Annotated in this window: 18 protein-coding genes and 1 other RNA gene; 11 read left to right on the top strand and 8 right to left on the bottom strand. The window is 59.4% G+C overall.

All coding sequences use genetic code 11. The features are described 5' to 3' along the window. Positions 1-858 precede the first annotated feature (858 nt). The 4 genes from E0F99_RS04000 to E0F99_RS03985 are packed head-to-tail and all read right to left on the bottom strand — an operon-like array spanning position 859 to position 4,307. Positions 859-1,419 carry a PqiC family protein gene (locus E0F99_RS04000; protein WP_083360092.1) on the bottom strand — a complete coding sequence of 187 codons (561 nt, stop codon included), beginning with the start codon at positions 1,417-1,419 and terminating at the stop codon, positions 859-861. A gap of 14 nt (positions 1,420-1,433) precedes the next feature. Beyond that, complete coding sequence (locus E0F99_RS03995; protein ID WP_083360091.1) at positions 1,434-3,095, bottom strand: PqiB family protein; 1,662 nt, start codon at positions 3,093-3,095, stop codon at positions 1,434-1,436. Next, positions 3,076-3,720, bottom strand: a complete 645-nt coding sequence (locus tag E0F99_RS03990; RefSeq protein WP_083360090.1) for a paraquat-inducible protein A — start codon at positions 3,718-3,720, stop codon at positions 3,076-3,078. The genes E0F99_RS03995 and E0F99_RS03990 overlap by 20 nt, the downstream gene beginning before the upstream one ends. After that, entirely contained in the window at positions 3,717-4,307 is a 591-nt protein-coding gene (locus tag E0F99_RS03985) for a paraquat-inducible protein A (RefSeq protein ID WP_083360089.1), read from the bottom strand. Before E0F99_RS03985 ends, E0F99_RS03990 begins: the two co-directional genes overlap by 4 nt. A 167-nt stretch (positions 4,308-4,474) precedes the next feature. Between E0F99_RS03985 and E0F99_RS03980 the strand changes: the two genes are divergently transcribed. Together E0F99_RS03980 and E0F99_RS03975 are read left to right on the top strand one after the other, a co-directional pair. Then, the gene (locus E0F99_RS03980) at positions 4,475-5,119 is read left to right on the top strand and encodes an MBL fold metallo-hydrolase (protein WP_083360088.1); all 645 of its coding nucleotides are present in this window, start codon (positions 4,475-4,477) and stop codon (positions 5,117-5,119) included. Between the two features lie 209 nt (positions 5,120-5,328). Further along, entirely contained in the window at positions 5,329-6,108 is a 780-nt protein-coding gene (locus E0F99_RS03975) for a YiaD family glycine zipper/OmpA-like lipoprotein (RefSeq protein ID WP_083360087.1), read from the top strand. A gap of 68 nt (positions 6,109-6,176) precedes the next feature. Here the strand turns inward: E0F99_RS03975 and E0F99_RS03970 are convergent, their stop codons facing one another. The 4 genes from E0F99_RS03970 to E0F99_RS03955 all read right to left on the bottom strand — a co-directional run bounded on the left by E0F99_RS03970 (position 6,177) and on the right by E0F99_RS03955 (position 9,623). After that, a complete protein-coding gene (locus E0F99_RS03970) occupies positions 6,177-6,758 on the bottom strand; it encodes a BON domain-containing protein (RefSeq protein WP_083360086.1) in 582 nt (193 codons plus the stop codon). Further along, entirely contained in the window at positions 6,755-7,348 is a 594-nt protein-coding gene (locus tag E0F99_RS03965; RefSeq protein ID WP_003216190.1) for a phosphoheptose isomerase, read from the bottom strand. Before E0F99_RS03965 ends, E0F99_RS03970 begins: the two co-directional genes overlap by 4 nt. A 92-nt stretch (positions 7,349-7,440) precedes the next feature. Next, positions 7,441-7,812, bottom strand: coding sequence for a YraN family protein (locus E0F99_RS03960; protein WP_083360085.1), 372 nt, complete (start codon positions 7,810-7,812; stop codon positions 7,441-7,443). Continuing rightward, on the bottom strand, positions 7,812-9,623 hold the full coding sequence (locus E0F99_RS03955) for a penicillin-binding protein activator (RefSeq protein WP_083360084.1): 1,812 nt from the start codon (positions 9,621-9,623) through the stop codon (positions 7,812-7,814). The genes E0F99_RS03960 and E0F99_RS03955 overlap by 1 nt, the downstream gene beginning before the upstream one ends. A 165-nt stretch (positions 9,624-9,788) precedes the next feature. On the opposite strand from E0F99_RS03955, the gene rsmI reads away from it, so the two are divergent. From rsmI to mraY, 9 genes are all read left to right on the top strand, one after another. After that, entirely contained in the window at positions 9,789-10,694 is a 906-nt protein-coding gene (rsmI, locus tag E0F99_RS03950; protein ID WP_162276200.1) for a 16S rRNA (cytidine(1402)-2'-O)-methyltransferase, read from the top strand. 96 nt (positions 10,695-10,790) lie between these two features. Continuing rightward, positions 10,791-11,144, top strand: an RNA gene (rnpB, locus tag E0F99_RS03945) — RNase P RNA component class A. Between the two features lie 355 nt (positions 11,145-11,499). Next, entirely contained in the window at positions 11,500-11,955 is a 456-nt protein-coding gene (gene mraZ / locus E0F99_RS03940) for a division/cell wall cluster transcriptional repressor MraZ (RefSeq protein ID WP_003171868.1), read from the top strand. After that, entirely contained in the window at positions 11,952-12,899 is a 948-nt protein-coding gene (rsmH, locus tag E0F99_RS03935) for a 16S rRNA (cytosine(1402)-N(4))-methyltransferase RsmH (RefSeq protein WP_083360083.1), read from the top strand. The genes mraZ and rsmH overlap by 4 nt, the downstream gene beginning before the upstream one ends. Further along, entirely contained in the window at positions 12,896-13,189 is a 294-nt protein-coding gene (gene ftsL, locus E0F99_RS03930; RefSeq protein ID WP_058414273.1) for a cell division protein FtsL, read from the top strand. Before rsmH ends, ftsL begins: the two co-directional genes overlap by 4 nt. After that, positions 13,189-14,931, top strand: coding sequence for a peptidoglycan D,D-transpeptidase FtsI family protein (locus E0F99_RS03925; RefSeq protein WP_165447601.1), 1,743 nt, complete (start codon positions 13,189-13,191; stop codon positions 14,929-14,931). The genes ftsL and E0F99_RS03925 overlap by 1 nt, the downstream gene beginning before the upstream one ends. Then, on the top strand, positions 14,931-16,394 hold the full coding sequence (locus E0F99_RS03920; RefSeq protein ID WP_083360081.1) for a UDP-N-acetylmuramoyl-L-alanyl-D-glutamate--2,6-diaminopimelate ligase: 1,464 nt from the start codon (positions 14,931-14,933) through the stop codon (positions 16,392-16,394). Before E0F99_RS03925 ends, E0F99_RS03920 begins: the two co-directional genes overlap by 1 nt. Continuing rightward, positions 16,387-17,757: a UDP-N-acetylmuramoyl-tripeptide--D-alanyl-D-alanine ligase gene (locus tag E0F99_RS03915; protein ID WP_083360080.1), complete on the top strand. Its 1,371-nt coding sequence runs from the start codon at positions 16,387-16,389 to the stop codon at positions 17,755-17,757. The genes E0F99_RS03920 and E0F99_RS03915 overlap by 8 nt, the downstream gene beginning before the upstream one ends. After that, a complete protein-coding gene (gene mraY, locus E0F99_RS03910) occupies positions 17,757-18,839 on the top strand; it encodes a phospho-N-acetylmuramoyl-pentapeptide-transferase (protein ID WP_058414269.1) in 1,083 nt (360 codons plus the stop codon). The genes E0F99_RS03915 and mraY overlap by 1 nt, the downstream gene beginning before the upstream one ends. Positions 18,840-18,844 lie beyond the last annotated feature (5 nt).

The following is an 18,844-nucleotide window of genomic DNA, read 5'->3' as shown; positions in this document are numbered from 1 at the left end:
GCTTTAGCGACATCCACACCGATGATTGATTGCGAGACAGTCATTGCCATGAAAAACGCTCCGGGTTAGGGTTTGCAGGCTTGTCGGGGCTTCACCATTGCGCTGGCTTGCTTCTATCGTCGGTCATGGCCGATGCATTCCTTATCGGCGCTTTGGTGAAGGGGTGGGGCGAAGTCTCCCACGGTCTGTACTGGCTAGAGTCAGATGCTGGCTTTTAGTCCCACCACCCCAACAAGTCTAACCATACAAGCGGGCTTGCTCGCGAAAGCGGTGGGTCAGCCAGCTCATGTGTAACTGACCCACCGCCTTCGCGAGCAAGCCCGCTCCCACATTGGGATCTCATTACATCAGCTAGATAGGGTGGTGCTCTGCTTCTGCTCTGCTTTTGCCTTGCTTTTGCTTCTACCACTCAGGTCGGCTACTAGGCCGCCGTGCTCTTGCTTTTGATCTTGATCTTGATCTGAGGCGCCCCGTAAAACCACGATGGCCGAACGCAGGCTTGAATCCGTGGGTAACCCGGCAGGACGCCGGGTTAGCCGCGATGGGCCAAGGATGGCCCATGGCGGCGGCCCACGGATTCAAGCCTTCGTTCTGGCATGCCGAGCCTAGGCGAGGCACCGAGTGGTGGGGCAAGAGCCCTTTTGGTTACTTTTGGCTGGGCCGGCATTCCGGGCTCTTTCAAAAGTGACCCGCCGTAAGGGCGGAACCAATATCAGCCGTTACCGCAGCAACGGATATGTACTCATATCTACCTAAAAACCCCGTCAAAAGCTCAGCGCAACACAAAAATTTGCCTAGATACCCATGCGTATCGCAGGCAAGCCAGCTCCCACATGTTTACCGCGTATTACTTAAGGTTTACGGCGCCGTCGGGCACGCTTGCAGGGACGTGTCGACCGTTTGGCTGATCAGCGCAGCGAAACGTTTGACGTTGTTCTGGTGCGCAGCCACCACGTCGTCGATGCTCGGGCCGGCGGGTGACTGCAAGGTGGTGCGGCAGCTCAGTGCTAGGCGATCACCGCCGCCGGTCGGCCTTAGCCGCCACCTCACGTCGAACAATGCGTACTGCCCGGGCACCGAGTCGAAGCGCTGCACTTCAACGCGTAACGACATGGCTTGCCGGGCACTGCTGTTGGCCAGTTGATCCACCAGCGCACTTTTGAGCTCATCCGCCAGGCTGGCGGCCCACCATTGGGTTTCAAGAATCGCCAGGCCGCTGTCGCCTTGGCGAATCACGATCTGCGGCCGGTCGACCTGCGGCGGCACGCTGATGCTTTCGATGCGTATACCGGCGGCTTCGGCGCGCGTGCTGTTGTTCCAGTGCGCCGGGGTCAGGGTGTGGAACGCAATCGGCTCGCTGCGACACGCCGCGAGTAACACCAGCGCAGCGACCAAGGTGATCTTCAATGGAAATGTCATGGCTGCTCCAATGCTCATTTGCGGGGTGGCCCTTGCAGGTCGGTCGGTGCGGCGTTGTCAGGGCGCCCGCGAATCAGCGATTCGGGGTGCCGGCCGAGGTAATCCGACAGCTCGCGCAAGGAGCGCGACATGCGGCCCAGTTCATCCAGGGTCTGGCTCAGTTGTTCGCGTTGCGGCGAGTCTTCTGCCAGGGTTGAGTTGGCCGATTGCAGGGTCTTGCTCATGTCGCCCAGTGTGTTCTGCACACCGGGCAAGGTTTTGGCGTTGAGCTGGGCGAGGCCCTTGCGCAGTTCGACCAGGCTGCCGTCGAGGTTACCGGCAATACGTTCGATAGGCAGTTGGTTGATCTTGTTGACGATGCCTTCAAGTTTTTCCTGCAGTTGTTCCAGGTTGCCGGGGATCGTCGGAATGTTGACCGGACGCAGCTTCGGGTCAAACGCGACTTTCTCGGCTTTCGGGAAGAAGTCCAGGGCGATATACAACTGGCCGGTCAGCAGGTTGCCACTGCGCGCCTGGGCGCGCAGGCCGTTCTCGATAAATGTGCCGATCAAGCGTACGCCGCCCGCTTCATCGGCGGGGTCATGCTGGGTGGCCTTGAGCAGCTTGGTATTGGCCTCCCCAAGCAGCTGTGGATAAATCACGATGCCGACGTTGATCGGAAAGCTGCGCTTCTTCGCATCAAAATCCAGGTTAATCGACACCACTTTGCCGAATTCGACACCGAGGAACTCCACCGGCGCGCCGACTTTGAGCCCGCGCAATGCCTGATCAAAACGCAGCGCCATGTATTGCCCCTGGCCATTGGGCGGGGCGAGGGCGCTTTGCTGGTCGTCGAATAGCTCATAAGTGTGATCTTCAGCGGCCGGTTTGTCGTTCGGGCTATAGGGCGGCGCCTGGAACGCAATGCCGCCGGCCAGCATCGACGACAAGGATTCGGTTTTCAGTGCGAAACCATTGGCGCCGACGCTCAAATCAATACCGCTGGCATTCCAAAATCGTGTGTTTTCGGTGACATACACATCATTGGGCGCATGCACGAAGACCTCGATATTCACACCTTTGCCATCGGCATCCAGCTCATAGGCCACGACCTGGCCCACGGGGATTTTGCGGTAATACACCGGCGAGCCGATATCCAGCGACCCCAAGCCTTGGGTGTGCAGGGTGAAGCGTTTGCCCGGCTCGCCGTAGGTGATGGGTGGCGGATTTTCCAGGCCCTTGAACTGTTTGGCGCGGGTATCGGACTGGCCGATGTCGGCCCCGATGTAGTCGCCGGACAGCAAGGTGTCGATGCCTGACACACCACCGGCGCCGATGCGCGGGCGCACCACCCAGAACTTCGAGTCTTCGCGGGTGAAGCTTTCCGCCTGCTTGGCCAGTTTGATCGTGGCGTTGACGCTTTTCTGGTCATCACTCAAGGCAACGTCGGAGACTTGGCCGATCACCACGTTGCGGTATTTGACCTCGGTCTTGTTGGCGACCAGGCCGCTGCCGGTCTTGAAGTTGAGGGTGATGGTCGGGCCTTGTTGCAAGACGTTGTGAACCACCAGCGAGATGCCCACCAGCACCGCGACAATCGGCACGATCCACACCAGCGAAACGCTAAAGCGCCGCGTCTTGATCGCAGGTGTACCTGCAGGTGTGCTTGTATGAGTGTCAGCGTTGTGTGGCGTCATCCAAGCGCTCCTCGTTGTGTGGGTTTTCCCAGATCAACCGGGGGTCGAAACTCATGGCCGCCAGCATCGTAAACACCACCACCAAGCCAAAAAACAAAATACCCAGGCGCGGCTCGATGGTGCCCAACGCCCGGAACTGGACCAGCGCGGCCACCAGCGCAACCACGATCACATCGAGCATCGACCAGTAGCCGATGAGCTCGACAAACCGGAACAGCTTCGAGCGCTCCTTGCGCGCCCACTGGCTGTTGCGTTGCACGGTGATCAGCAGCAGGGCCAGCGACACAAACTTGATGCCCGGCACCGCAATGCTGGCGATGAAAATGATCAAGGCAATGTCCCAGGCGCCATGCTGCCAGAACTCCAGCACGCCGCTCATGATAGTGCTGTCTGCGCCCGAGCCGAGCATCGTTGTTTTCATCACCGGCAATAAGTTCGCCGGCACATAAAACGCCAGGGCCGTGAGCAGGTAGGCCCAGGTGCGGGTCAGCGAGAGCTCTTTGCGCCAGTGCAGGGCCGCGCCGCAGCGGTCGCATTCGGTGGGCGCGGCGCTCATGTCGCAGGGCTGGCCGCAGGTGTGGCACAGGCACAGGTTGAGCTCGCGGGCGGTCGGCGGTGAGTTCATAAGGTGTCCCACAGGTCGCGCACATCCCGACCGGCGATGCGGATCAGCAACAGGCTGAGGGCCGCCAACGCAAACAGGCCGGTGCCGGGTATCACGTCGAGCATGCCGGCCAGCTTGAACACCGCCACCATGGCGCCGAGCAGGCAGACTTCAAGCATGCTCCACGGCCTCAGCGCTTCCAGCCAGCGCATGCACAGCTTGAACGCCGGTGAGCGCCTGCCGGACAGGGCGAAACTCAAGACCCAGATCAGCAACAGCAGCTGGAACACCGGCGCGATGATGATGGAAATTGCTGCCACCAACGCAATAAAAGTGATCGGCCCCAGGCTCAACGCAACCACTGAATCCCAAAGGGTCGCGCTGTTTTTCAAGCCTTGCAGGCTGATGCTCATCACCGGATAAAAGTTGGCAAATACCCACAGGACGGCGGCGGTGACGCTCAGGGCGAGGCGTTGTTGCACCGACAGGCCGTTGTAGCGCTGCAATACGCCTTCGCAGCGTGTGCACAGGGCTTTTTGATGCTTGGCGAGCGTGACTTTCTCGTACACACAGTCGCAGTGTTCACAGATGACCCGTTGATTCGCCATACGTCTTGCTCCAAACGCGATGCGCTGCGGTCTTGGACAGCGCTGCTGATTCAATGGCGCTTGGACAGCTTAGCAGTTGATGTGTCGCAGGCTTGATCCCTTCCGGACCAGGGGCAAGGTCAACCATACTGCGCGTGGAATGTGCCATAGAGCTTGCAGGAATGCCCATGAATATCGAAAAAGCCGCGCTGATCCGCGAAACCTTCCCGGTCGGCCCGTTGCAGTGCAACTGCACGATCATTGGTGACCCGATTACCAAAAAAGCCATTGTGGTTGACCCGGGTGGTAATCATGAGCTGATTCTGGCGCGGCTCGATGCGTTAGGCTTGAAGGTGGTGAGTATCATCCATACCCATGCGCACCTTGATCACTTTCTGGCGTCCGGGCAGTTGAAAGAGAAGACGGGTGCTACCTTGCATTTGCATAAAGAGGATCAATTTCTTTGGGACAACCTGGAAATGCAGTGCCAGATGTTTCGTGTGCCGTATACGCCGGTGCCGTCGCCGGATCGCTGGCTTGAGCATGACGAGGAGTTGGCGTGTGGTTGTGGTGTGGCCTTGCACACACCGGGGCATACCCCAGGCTCAATGAGTTTCTGGTTTGCCGATGCAAAGTTGCTGATCGCCGGGGATACGTTGTTCAAGCGGGGCGTGGGGCGTACGGATTTGTGGGGTGGGGACCAAGCGACTATCGTGCGTTCGATCAAGCAGCGTCTGTACACTCTGGATGAGGGCGCGACGGTGGTTACTGGGCATGGGCCGGATACGCGCCTAGGGGATGAAATGCGTGAGAACCCATTTGTCAGGGCTTAGATCCCAAGTGGCAACCGTCCTACGATTCTTACAGAGAAAATGACAATTTCCGTTCAGGAAGTCTCTGCTAGGGTTTTAGTGTGCTCAGACGTTGTAGAGCGCGCGCCGGCCGGGTACGGAATTTTTACCGTTTGTCGCGTTCAAAACTCGGCACAGGTCCATTGCGAATGTCCTTTGCACCACAGAATGCAAAAGTAGGAGCTCCCTTCATGTTTACTCCGCGTCGTCTTCTTGTTGTTGCTACCGCCGTAGCCCTGCTGTCCGGCTGCGCCTCACCTAATCCTTATGATGGCAGCCAGGGGCAGGCGAATAACGGTTCGCAAGGCGGCATCAGCAAAACCGCCAAGTACGGCGGTCTGGGTGCCCTCGCCGGTGCATTGGCTGGGGCAGCCATCGACCATAACAACCGTGGCAAGGGCGCGCTGATCGGTGGCGCCATCGCCGGCCTTGGCGCTGCCGGTTACGGTTACTACGCCGACCAGCAGGAAAAGAAACTGCGTGAAAGCATGGCCAACACCGGGGTTGAAGTTCAGCGCCAGGGTGATCAGATCAAGCTGATCATGCCGGGTAACATCACCTTCGCCACCAACTCGGATGCGATCTCCAGCAGCTTCTACACACCGCTGAACAACCTGGCAGGCTCGCTGAAACAGTTCAACCAGAACACCATCCAGATCGTGGGTTACACCGACAGCACCGGCAGCCGCCAACTGAACATGGACCTGTCCCAGCGCCGTGCGCAGAGCGTGGCCAACTACCTGACTTCCCAAGGCGTCAGCCCGACCAACCTGAGTGCGCGCGGTGCCGGCCCGGATAATCCGATTGCCAGCAACGCCGACGTGAATGGCCGCGCTCAGAACCGTCGCGTCGAGGTTAACCTCGGCCCGATCCCTGGCCAGCAGTACGGCCAGCCTGGTCAGCAGCAACAACAGCAGGCGCCACAGCAGAACAACCAGTTCCAAGGCAACCCGTACCAGCAGTACCAATAAACGCAGGCCACTAAAAAGGGCGCCGTGCAGTCAATGCACGGCGCCCTTTTTAGTGGCTGTCGTTTACATCAGTCGATGTATTCGAACACCTTCACGATCTTCTGCACGCCGGAAACACCTTGTACCAGATTGGCCGCGCGCGTGGCTTCCGCCTGGGTCAGCAGGCCCATCATGTAGACGATGCCATTATCGGTGACAATCTTGATTCGCGAACCTGGTATCGCGTTGTCGGTGAGCATCTGAGCCTTGATCTTGGTCGTCAGCAATGCGTCGTTGCTGATGGCCAGCAGGGTAATCGGGTCCATGACTTGCAGTTCGTTATGGACTTTCTTCACGCGTTGCACGCTCGAGGCGGCTTGTTCAGCCTGGGCCTTGAGGTCGGCACGCGGCGTTTGGCCAGCAAGCAGGACCACACCGTTGAAGCTGGTCACGACGATACGCGATGCGCCGTTGCCCAAGTCTGTCGCAGCCTTGGCAACGTTTACTTCGACCTTGGTTTCGATCAGCGAGTCATCAATCTTGCTGCCAAACGTACGTGTGCCCCGGTCATCCTGAATGGGTGTGTCACGTGTTGCGGTGATTGCCGTGCTGCAGCCGCTGATGGCGAGGCACAGCGTAATGGCCAAAAGGCTGAGGCGGTTAACGGTCATTCTTCACTCCCGAACAGTTGGCTGTCGATCAGATCGCACAGGCAGTGGATCGCCAGCAGGTGGACTTCTTGAATGCGTGCAGTGACATTGGCCGGAACGCGGATCTCCACGTCCTCTGGCAACAGCAGCGAGGCCATGCCGCCGCCATCACGTCCGGTCAATGCTACGACAATCATTTCGCGATCATGTGCGGCCTGGATCGCTTGAATAATATTGGCTGAGTTGCCGCTGGTGGAAATCGCCAGCAACACGTCACCCGGTTGGCCCAGGGCGCGGATCTGTTTGGAGAAGATTTCGTTGTAGCTGTAATCGTTGGCGATCGAGGTGATCGTCGACGTGTCGGTGGTCAAGGCAATGGCCGGCAGGCTCGGGCGCTCACGCTCGAAGCGGTTGAGCAGCTCGGAGGAGAAATGCTGGGCATCACCGGCCGAACCGCCGTTGCCGCACGAAAGCATTTTGCCCTCGTTGAGCAAGGCATTGACCATGACCTGACTGGCTTGCTCGATGTGCGGTGCAAGTACGTCCATCGCCTGTTGCTTGGTGTCGATGCTGGCCTGGAAAAGCTGGCGAATTCGGGATTGCATGTCCATCTGTGTGACCTTAAGTAGCGCGGCTGTTTGGCACAGGTATGTGCAGCCCGCAAAGCAAAGAGCAAAAGTGTGGGGTGAAGATGTCCGGTGAATCAGCTGTCGAAGGCGTCTTTAAGCCAGTTCAAATCAGCAGTGCCTGCCGGTGTGCTTTCTATGGCAACCACATCGAAACGGCAGGGGGAGTCGGCCCAGCGATGCTCCTTTTGCAGGAAAAACTGCGCGGCGAGTATCAGCTTCTGACGCTTGCGCCCGTCGATACTGGCGAGCGCGCCACCCCATTGTGCGTGTTTTCTGTAGCGGACTTCGACGAATACTACTGTATCGCCGTCAAGCATGACCAGATCAAGCTCACCGCGTTTACACAACCAGTTCTGCGCCAGAAGGCGCAGACCTTGTTGTTGCAGGTACTTGAGCGCTTGAAGTTCAGCATCCTTGCCGCTTTGTGCGCTGGACCGCTCGGGCATCAGCGCGGGGTGTCCGGCAAGCGCTGGATTTCGCCGCCGACGAACTTCGCCCATGGCAACTGGCGGTCAACGCGTTGGTTACCACTAATGCCCAGGTTGCCCGAGAGGCCGTCAATGCGCGTATCCGGCAGCGCCTTGAGCTGACCCAAACGCGGTGCCAGGCGGTAGGCGTCGGCGCCCATCGCATACAGGCGGCCCAGGCTGCCATTGGCTTGTGGCCATTGCGCGGCAACCTGGTTGCGCAGCGGGTCGGTGGTGTTAAGCAGCCAAGGGGTTTCACAGAACATCACGTTGGTCATGTCCAGGTACTGGTTTCTGTCACCGCTGGCGCTGAACACGTGGGACGTTGCATACACCGGCACATCGCCGGCGTACTGGAAGTTCAGGGTCGGCTTGATCTGCTGGGCTAATTGTGGCGTCACAGCCAGGAAGATGAACTCGATGTCCTGGCGGCGCGATGGTTGGGCCGCTACGTCGGTGCCAACGGTGTTTTGCAAGCTCTTGGCGCGGCCTTCGCTTTTACGCAGTTGGAACAGGTCGGCAATCTGCTGGGCGAGGGCAATCGGCTGGTCAACGTACTCGACGCCGACGACGGTGCCGCCATTGGCTTCCCAATCCTGGCGGAAGGCTTTGTAGACACGCTCGCCCCATTCGCCACGCGGCACCATGGCGGCTGCGCGGTGCAGGCCGTCGGCACGGGCGCGACGCGAGACTTCGCGGGCTTCGTCTTCAGCGGCCAAGCCAAATTGGAACAGTTGCGGCGGGCTTTGATCAATTTCGCTGTAGTTCAGCGCGAGTGTGGTAATCGGCAATTGTGGGCGAGCAGCGAGTTGTTTGACCAAAGGTTTTTCCAGCGGGCCGACCACCAACTGCACACCGGCGGCCTGGGCCTTGGCGTAGAAGTCATCGATGGAGGTCAGGCGCGAGCTGTCATAGAACTCGATCACCGGCGGTTTCTGCCCGGCGTGTTCAGCCTGGTAGTGAGCAGCCATGAACCCTTCGCGCAGCGCCTTGCCGACCGAGGCCAGCGGGCCTTCCTGCGGCAACAGCAGGGCGATCTTATTCAGCGGCTGGCTGGCCAGTTCCTTGAGTTTGCTCAGCGGGGTTGGCAGGTTGACTGCCGCCGGGTGACCTGGGTTCTGTGCGCGCCAGGTATCAATGGCGGCCTGTTGTTGCTCCAGGGTGCCAGCACCTTTGACCGCCTTGGCCAGGCTGATCCAGCCGTCGAGTGTCGGGTTACCGCTGGCCTGCAGCTGTTCAGCCGGCAGCGCGGCAATCAGCGCCCAGATGGCCTCGTGGTTGCTGTTGGCTGCGTCGCCTGTCAGCAACGGGGCCATGGCGACACGCTCGCGAGCGGCTGCGAGGGTTTGACCGTCAGCCTCATAAGCGCGGGCATGCACGGTGCCGGTGCGGATCTGCTGGTCTGTCGGCAGCGCCTTCAGGTTTTGCAGGCTGGGGTGGTTCAGGGCAGTCAACGCAGCCTTGGGCTGGTTGCGTGCCATGGCCAGTTCGGCAGCCAGCGTGCTGGCAAATACTTGCGCGGCCGGCTTCAGGACATCCAGGGGCACTTGCGCAAGAATCTGCGACGATCGGGCAGGGTTGTTCTGGTGGTAGGCCAGGTCCGCCGCACTCAGTCGCAGCATCGCGGCCTTTTCTGGCGTGTTGGCGGAAGCAGCCTGTTCGAGCAGTTGTTCGATACTGGCATCCGGGGTCCGGGGGAGGTCGCCAAGGCTGGACGAGGGCGAGCTGGCGCAAGCGGCCAATAAGGCAGCGAGGCAGAGGGCGGAGAGCAGCCGCAGGCAAGCGATCATGTAAGTGTTCCTGATACCGATCAAATTAGCGTGGAATTGTACCCAAGCACTGGCCCAGGCGCGATGTTACTGGCGTGAAACCGTCGATTTAGGTGGTGCTAATGTTGCGAGTAGTCATCGACGGCCGACCTTGAGGGCATATTATCGAGGCGCCTACGCGCTACAATGCGACTTTTCTCAACCATCGAGGTGTGCGTTTTGACTGCTCCAGGTCCTTTGAATTCCACTGCAGGCTCGCTTTTTGTCGTGGCGACGCCCATTGGCAACCTGGACGATATCAGTGCCCGGGCGCTTAAAGTGTTGCGCGAGGTCAAACTGATCGCGGCGGAAGACACGCGACACTCCCAACGATTGATGCAGCATTTTGGTATCAGCACGCCATTAGCTGCGTGCCACGAGCATAACGAGCGCGAAGAGGGCAGCCGTTTTATCACGCGCCTGCTGGCCGGTGACGATGTGGCGCTGATCTCCGATGCCGGTACGCCGCTGATTTCCGATCCTGGCTACCACCTGGTCCGTCAGGCGCGTGCCGCTGGTATTAATGTAGTGCCTGTTCCGGGGGCGTGCGCGCTGATTGCAGCATTATCAGCTGCCGGGCTTGCGTCGGACCGCTTTATATTCGAGGGTTTCCTGCCGGCCAAGACGGTTGGGCGTCGCGCGCGTCTTCAGGCTTTAAAGGAAGAGCCGCGCACGTTGATCTTTTATGAAGCCCCGCACCGTATCCTTGAATGCCTGCAGGACATGGAGCTGGTGTTCGGCGGCGAGCGCCTGGCGCTGTTGGCGCGTGAGCTGACAAAAACCTTCGAAACCCTCAAGGGCCTACCGCTGGAAGAGCTGCGCGCCTTCGTCGAAGGCGATAGCAATCAACAGCGTGGCGAGTGCGTGGTGCTGGTCGCCGGATGGACGGCACCGCAAGAGGAGGATGCAGTGGGCAGCGAGGCCATGCGCATTCTGGATTTGCTGCTCAAGGAAATGCCGCTCAAGCGCGCAGCAGCGCTGGCAGCCGAAATTACCGGCGTGCGTAAGAATGTGTTGTATCAGGTTGCGCTGGATAAACAGAAAGCCGAATAGTTCCGGGGGCAAACCGGTATTGCGTCTGAATGTGATGGCATTGCCGCACTTTTAATACTTGTCCTCAGCCCGCCGTGCCGTTAACCTGCGCGGCGGAGAGTCGATTGGACAGTCGCTGCCCTCTATGAAAATTAGGGGGGGGAGGAAAGTCCGGGCTCCATAGGGCGAAGTGCCAGGTAATGCCTGGGAGGCGTGAGCCTACGGAAAGTGCCACAGAAAATAACCGCCTAAGCACTTCGGTGCCGGTAAGGGTGAAAAGGTGCGGTAAGAGCGCACCGCACGACTGGCAACAGTTCGTGGCTAGGTAAACCCCACTTGGAGCAAGACCAAATAGGGTCCCAAGGCGTGGCCCGCGCTGGGACCGGGTAGGTTGCTAAAGATGTCCAGTGATGGCCATCGTAGACGAATGACTGTTCAAGACAGAACCCGGCTTACAGATCGACTCTCCACCTTTTTTCCTTCTGTCCGAATCTCGGGCAGAAACCCGGTAGTAACGCAAGAATCCCTCCCTGCCAAATCATTGGCAGATGCGTCTTCGTAATACCAAAAAAATCTTACTCTTAATAAATCACTTTAACTTTAAGCCATAGCTATCTGAGCTATTTGCGATTGTTGAGTCAAAAACATCCCCGAACTCGCGTTTCTTCTCCTTTTGCGTTCCTAAATCTCCGTTCTGTAAGGCTTTTCCTTGAATCCGTGCCTTGACGGTGTGGTGGGCGCATTCCTATAGTGTGCGCAAGTGGCGGAAAGTGGCACAAAGTGGGTTTTTTGAACGTAAAACGCTAAAATTTGGAGAAACGCATCTGTGTTTCGCGGAGCTAACGCTATCAGTCTCGATGCAAAAGGCCGTCTCGCTATGCCGAGCCGGTATCGTGACGAGCTGATTTCGCGAAGTTCCGGGCAATTAATCATCACGATTGATGCCGTTGACCCTTGTTTATGTGTTTACCCGCTCGATGAGTGGGAGTTGATCGAAACCAAGTTGCGCGCCCTGCCTTCATTGCGTGAAGAAAACCGCCGCCTGCAGCGTTTGCTGATTGGTAATGCCGTCGACCTCGAACTCGATGGCAGTGGGCGTTTTCTGGTGCCTCCGCGTCTGCGCGAGTACGCCAAGCTGGACAAGCGCGCAATGCTGGTCGGCCAACTGAACAAGTTCCAATTGTGGGACGAAGATGCTTGGGATGCTGTTTCTGCAGCTGACCTGGCTGCTATTCAACAACCGGGCGCTATGCCTGATGAACTGCGTGATTTGATCCTGTGACTATTGATAGCGGTTTTAACCACATCACCGTACTGCTTGACGAAGCCGTTGAGGCTCTCGCCGTACGCGCGGATGGCTGCTATTTGGATGGCACCTTCGGCAGGGGCGGGCACAGTCGGTTGATCCTCAGCCAGCTCGGGTCCGACGGCAAACTCCTCGGGTTCGACAAAGACCCCCAAGCGATTGCCACCGGGCAAGCGCTAGCGGCCGAAGACGGCCGCTTTGTCGTTGTGCAGCGCAGCTTTGCCGAGCTGGGTGCCGAAGTCGCCGAGCGCGGCATGGCAGGCAAGGTGGCCGGGGTTTTGCTCGACCTGGGCGTGTCTTCGCCGCAGCTTGATGACCCGGAGCGCGGCTTCAGCTTCATGAACGACGGCCCGCTCGACATGCGCATGGACCCCACTCGTGGTGTCAGCGCTGCGCAGTTCATCGCCACCGCGTCCCACGAAGAAATTACCCGTGTGTTCAAGGAATACGGCGAAGAACGCTTCGCCGGTCGCATGGCCCGTGCCGTGGTCGAGCGCCGTGAAATCCAGCCGTTCGAGCGCACCGCCGACTTGGCCGAAGTGCTGAAAGTCGCCAACCCAGCGTGGGAAAAAGGCAAGAATCCGGCAACTCGCGCATTTCAGGGGCTGCGCATTCACGTCAATAACGAATTGGGCGACTTGGAGGCTGGCCTCGAGGCTGCCCTCGAAGCGCTGGAAGTGGGCGGTCGCCTGGTGGTGATCAGCTTCCACTCCCTGGAAGATCGCATCGTCAAGTTGTTCATGCGTCGTCTGGTCAAGGGTGAGTCCGATAACCTGCCGCGCAACCTGCCGGTACGTTTCGAAGCCTTTGTGCCGAAAATCAAGATCCATGGCAAAGCGCAGTTCGCCTCTGAAGCTGAACTCAAGGCCAACCCACGTTCCCGTAGCGCCGTCATGCGTGTCGCGGAGAAGCTGCGGTGAGCAAGCTTTTCGCCAAGCCCCTCCCGGGCGGCAGCTTCTTTATGTTGCTGCTGTTTGTCGGCGTGCTGGTGTCCGCGATTGCGGTGTCCTATAGCGCTCACTACAACCGCCAATTGCTCAATACCCTGTACGGGGAACTGAGCGTGCGTGATAAAGCGCAGGCGGAGTGGGGCCGGTTAATCCTGGAGCAAAGCACTTGGACGGCGCATAGCCGCATCGAAGTGCTGGCGACCGAGCAGCTGAAAATGCACATCCCTAGCGCGGCCGACGTTCGCATGGTGGCGCCATGATGAAACTTGAGGGCGCACTCTACCCATGGCGCTTCCGTCTGATGCTGGGCTTGCTGGCATTGATGGTGGGCGCGATTGTCTGGCGGATTATCGACCTGCAAGTGATCGATCGCGACTTCCTGATCGGCGAGGGTAATGCCCGTAGCCTGCGGCATATCCCGATTCCTGCACACCGCGGACTGATCACCGACCGTAACGGTGAGCCTCTGGCCGTGAGTACGCCGGTCACCACGCTGTGGGCCAACGCCAAAGAATTACAAGTGGTCAAGGACAAATGGCCGGAACTCGCGGCCGCATTGGGCCAGGATCCAAAAGCCTTGTCTGAACGCCTGGAAGCCCAGGCCAATAAAGAATTCATCTACCTGGTTCGCGGGCTTACCCCTGAGCAAGGCCAGCAAGTGCTCGACCTTAAAATCCCCGGTGTTTACGGCATCGAGGAATTTCGTCGTTTCTACCCGGCCGGTGAAACCACCGCCCATATGGTCGGCTTTACCGACATCGATGACCACGGCCGCGAAGGCGTGGAGCTCGCCTACGATGAATGGCTGGCCGGGGTTCCCGGCAAACGGCAGGTCATCAAGGATCGGCGTGGCAGGCTGATCAAGGATGTCCAGGTCACCAAAAACGCCAAGGCCGGTAAGCCCTTGGCGTTGTCGATTGACCTGCGCCTGCAATACCTGGCCAACCGCGAGTTGCGTAACGCGATCATCGAAAACGGTGCCAAGGCCGGCAGCCTGGTGATTATGGACGTCAAGACCGGCGAGATCCTGGCCATGGTCAACCAACCGACCTACAACCCGAACAACCGACGCAACCTGCAGCCGGCGATGATGCGTAACCGCGCGATGATCGACGTGTTCGAACCCGGTTCGACCATGAAAGCCATCTCCATGAGTGCCGCCCTGGAGACCGGGCGCTGGAAACCAAGCGATAAAGTCGAGGTTTACCCGGGCACCCTGCAGCTAGGCAAATACACCATTCGCGACGTGTCCCGCAGCGAAGGCCCAGTGCTGGATTTGACAGGTATCCTGATCAACTCCAGTAACGTGGGCATGAGTAAAGTCGCTTTCGATATCGGCGGCGAAACCATCTACCACCTGGCGCAAAAAATCGGTTTGGGCCAACCCACCGGCCTGGATTTCCCCGGCGAGCGCGTGGGCAACCTGCCGAACTACCGCGAGTGGAAAAAAGCCGAGACTGCCACGCTTTCCTATGGCTACGGCCTGTCGGTGACCGCGATCCAATTGGCCCATGCCTTCTCTGTATTGGCCAATAATGGCCGCATGGTTCCGCTGAGCCTTATTCACGTCGACGAAGCGCCGAAAGCCACCCAGGTGATTCCGGAAAGCGTCGCCAAAACCATGCAAGGCATGCTGCAACAAGTGATCGAAGCGCCGCGCGGTGTATTCCGTGCCCGGGTGCCGGCGTATCACGTGGCCGGCAAGTCGGGTACTGCACGTAAGACATCGGTCGGCACTAAGGGCTACGCCGAAAACTCGTACCGTTCGCTGTTCGCCGGCTTCGGCCCGATGAGCGACCCGCGCTATGCCATCGTTGTGGTGATTGATGAGCCGAGCAAGGCTGGTTACTTCGGTGGTCTGGTATCGGCGCCGGTGTTCAGCAAAGTGATGTCCGGGACGTTGCGTCTGATGAACATCACGCCGGACAACCTGCCGCCTACCCAACAAGCGAACGCCGGACCACCGGCCGCGGCTGCCAAAGCCAACGGAGGGCGCGGCTGATGTCTCTTAGTTTGAACAAGATTTTTGCCCATGCCGGACGCGATCTGCTGATTCGCGAGCTGACCTTGGACAGCCGTAATGTGCGCGCCGGTGACCTGTTCCTGGCGGTGCCTGGCGGCAAGTTCGATGGCCGTGCGCACATCGCCGATGCCCTGCAACGTGGCGCGGCAGCGGTGGCGTATGAAGTCGAAGGCGCCACCGTGCTGCCGATCACTGACGTGCCGTTGATTCCGGTCAAGGGCCTGGCTGCGCAATTGTCGGATATCGCCGGACGCTTTTATGGCGACCCGAGCCGTCAACTGAACCTGATCGGCGTGACCGGCACCAACGGCAAGACCAGCGTGACCCAGCTTGTCGCGCAGGCGCTTGACCTGCTCGGTCAGCATTGCGGCATTGTCGGCACCCTGGGCACTGGTTTTTATGGCGCGCTGCAAAGCGGCCTGCACACCACACCAAACCCTATTGCTGTGCAAGCGACCCTGGCTGACCTGAAAAAGGCCGGTGCCAAAGCGGTTGCCATGGAAGTCTCTTCCCACGGCCTTGATCAGGGCCGCGTTACCGCTCTTGCGTTCGATGTGGCAGTGATGACCAACCTGTCCCGCGATCACCTCGACTACCACGGCACCATGGAGGCCTACGCCGCCGCCAAGGCCAAGCTGTTTGCCTGGAATGACTTGAGGTGCCGGGTGGTGAACCTGGACGACGCATTCGGTCGCCAGCTGGCTGCGCAAGACAGCGAAGCGCGCCTGATCAGCTACAGCCTGGAAGATGCCAGCGCGTACCTGTACTGCCGCGAGGCCCAATTTAATGATGAGGGTGTGCTCGCCACGTTGGTCACGCCTCAGGGCGAGCACCATTTGCGCAGCACCTTGCTCGGGCGTTTCAACCTGAGCAACCTGCTGGCCGCCATTGGCGCACTGCTTGGCTTGGATTACGCGCTGGATGAAATCCTGCGTGTGCTGCCCAAGCTCGAAGGCCCGGTCGGTCGCATGCAGCGTTTGGGCGGCGGCTCGCAGCCACTGGTGGTGGTCGATTACGCCCACACCCCGGACGCCCTGGAAAAAGTGCTCGAAGCCCTGCGCCCCCATGCCAAGGGCAAGTTGCTGTGCCTGTTCGGCTGCGGCGGTGACCGTGATCGCGGCAAGCGTCCGTTGATGGCCGAGATCGTCGAGCGCCTGGCCGATGGCGTACTCGTCACCGACGACAACCCACGCAGCGAAGCGCCAAGCCAGATTTTTGACGACATTCGTGTGGGCTTCAAAGACGCGTCCAAGGCCACTTTCGTCGCCGGTCGTGGCGCCGCCATCGCCCAACTGATCGCCAGTGCCAGTGCTGACGACGTAGTAGTGCTGGCCGGTAAAGGTCACGAGGACTATCAGGAAATCAACGGCGAACGCCATGCTTTCTCCGATCTGGTCGAGGCCGATCACGCCCTGACCGCTTGGGAGGTCGCCCATGCTTAAAGCGATGAAGTTCAGCGAACTGACCCAGGCCTTGTCGGCCCGTGTAGTGTCGAGCGACTGCAGTTTCAATGGCGTCAGTATCGACAGCCGCAACATCAAGCCGGGGCAACTGTTCGTCGCGTTGGCAGGCCCGCGTTTTGATGGCCACGACTACCTGAACGATGTCGTCGCCAAAGGTGCTGTGGGTGCCTTGGTGCAGCGTGAAGTGGCGGATTCCACCTTGGCGCAATTGCTGGTTCCTGACACCCGTTTGGCCTTGGGCCAGTTGGGGGCATTGAACCGCGCTGCCTTTGATAAGCCAGTTGCAGCCATCACCGGCTCCAGCGGCAAAACCACGGTCAAGGAATTGCTCGCCGGTGTCCTGCGCACACGCGGGCCGGTGCTCGCTACCCGTGGCAACCTGAACAATGATTTCGGCGCGCCGTTGACCCTGCTTGAACTGGCCCCGGAACATACTGCGGCGGTGATCGAGCTGGGTGCTTCGCGCATCGGCGAAATCGCCTACACCGTGGCGCTGACCAAGCCCCACGTTGCGATTATCAACAACGCCGGCACCGCCCACGTGGGTGAGTTTGGCGGCCCGGAGAAAATCGTTGAAGCCAAGGGCGAAATCCTTGAAGGCCTCGATGCGTCCGGCACTGCTGTATTGAATCTCGACGACAAGGCCTTCGAGACCTGGCGTGTACGCGCCGCCGGTCGCAAGGTGCTGACGTTTGCTGTGCTGAATGCGGCGGCTGATTTTCACGCCTCGAACATCACTGTCGACGCGCGTGGCTGCCCATCCTTCACGCTGCACACCCCGCTAGGCGACGAACACGTGCAGTTGAACCTGCTCGGCAACCATAACGTCGCTAATGCCTTGGCCGCTGCTGCCGCCGCGCATGCCCTGGGCGTGTCGCTGTTTGGCATCGCCACCGGTTTGGGCGCGGTGCAGCCGGTCAAAGGCCGCACGGTTGCGCAACTGGCGACCAATGGCATGCGCGTGATTGATGACACCTACAACGCCAACCAGTCCTCGATTTGTGCCGCCATCGACCTGCTTAAAAGCTTCGACGGTCGCAAGGTACTGGTCTTGGGCGATATCGCCGAACTGGGCGACTGGGCCGAACAGTCCCATCGCGAAGTCGGCGTCTACGCCACAGGCAACGTCGATGCGCTCTACGCAGTCGGCCCGAACATGGCTCACGCCGTTGATGCCTTCGGCCTCGGCGCGCGGCATTTCGCAACCCAGGCCGAGTTGATCCAGGCATTGATTGCGACTGAACAAGACCAACACACAACCATTTTGATCAAGGGATCGCGCAGCGCGGTGATGGAAAACGTCGTCGCGGCCTTGTGTGGCTCAAGTACGGAGAAACATTAATGCTGCTGCTGCTGGCTGAGTATCTGCAACAGTTCCACAAAGGCTTCGCGGTCTTTCAGTACCTGACCCTGCGCGGGATCCTGGGTGTACTGACCGCGCTGTCTCTGTCGCTGTTCCTCGGGCCGTGGATGATCCGCACCCTGCAGAACCTGCAAATTGGTCAATCGGTTCGTAATGACGGCCCGCAGTCGCACCTGTCCAAATCCGGCACCCCAACCATGGGCGGCGCGCTGATCCTGTCGTCCATTGGCATCAGCACCTTGCTGTGGGCCGACCTGCATAACCGCTACGTTTGGACGGTGCTGCTGGTGACCTTGCTGTTCGGTGCCATCGGCTGGGTCGATGACTACCGCAAAGTGATCGAGAAAAACTCCAAGGGGCTGCCAAGCCGCTGGAAGTATTTCTGGCAGTCGGTGTTCGGCCTTGCCGCCGCGATCTTCCTTTACACCACCGCGCCAAGCGCGGTTGAAACCACCTTGATCATTCCTATGCTCAAGGACGCCAGCATTCCACTGGGCATCGGCTTTGTGGTGCTGACCTACTTCGTGATTGTCGGCTCCAGCAACGCGGTAAACCTGACCGATGGCCTCGACGGCCTGGCGATTATGCCGACGGTGATGGTCGGCGGTGCGCTGGGCATCTTCTGCTACCTGTCGGGTAACGTAAAGTTTGCTGAGTACCTGCTGATTCCGTATGTACCGGGCGCGGGTGAACTGATTGTTTTCTGCGGCGCGCTGATCGGTGCCGGCCTGGGCTTCCTGTGGTTCAACACCTACCCCGCACAAGTCTTCATGGGTGACGTCGGCGCACTGGCGCTGGGCGCAGCCTTGGGCACCATCGCAGTGATCGTTCGCCAGGAAATTGTGTTGTTCATCATGGGCGGTGTGTTCGTGATGGAAACCCTGTCGGTGGTCATCCAGGTGGCTTCCTTCAAATTGACCGGGCGCCGCGTGTTCCGTATGGCGCCGATTCACCACCACTTTGAACTCAAGGGCTGGCCTGAGCCACGCGTGATCGTCCGCTTCTGGATCATCACCGTGATTCTTGTTCTGGTCGGCCTTGCCACCCTGAAACTGAGGTAGAAACG

It is taken from the genome of Pseudomonas antarctica (assembly GCF_900624995.1).
Lineage (GTDB): Bacteria > Pseudomonadota > Gammaproteobacteria > Pseudomonadales > Pseudomonadaceae > Aquipseudomonas > Aquipseudomonas antarctica.
The sequence above is the reverse complement of the archived record's forward strand: the minus strand, read 5'-3'. Positions and strand labels throughout refer to the sequence as shown.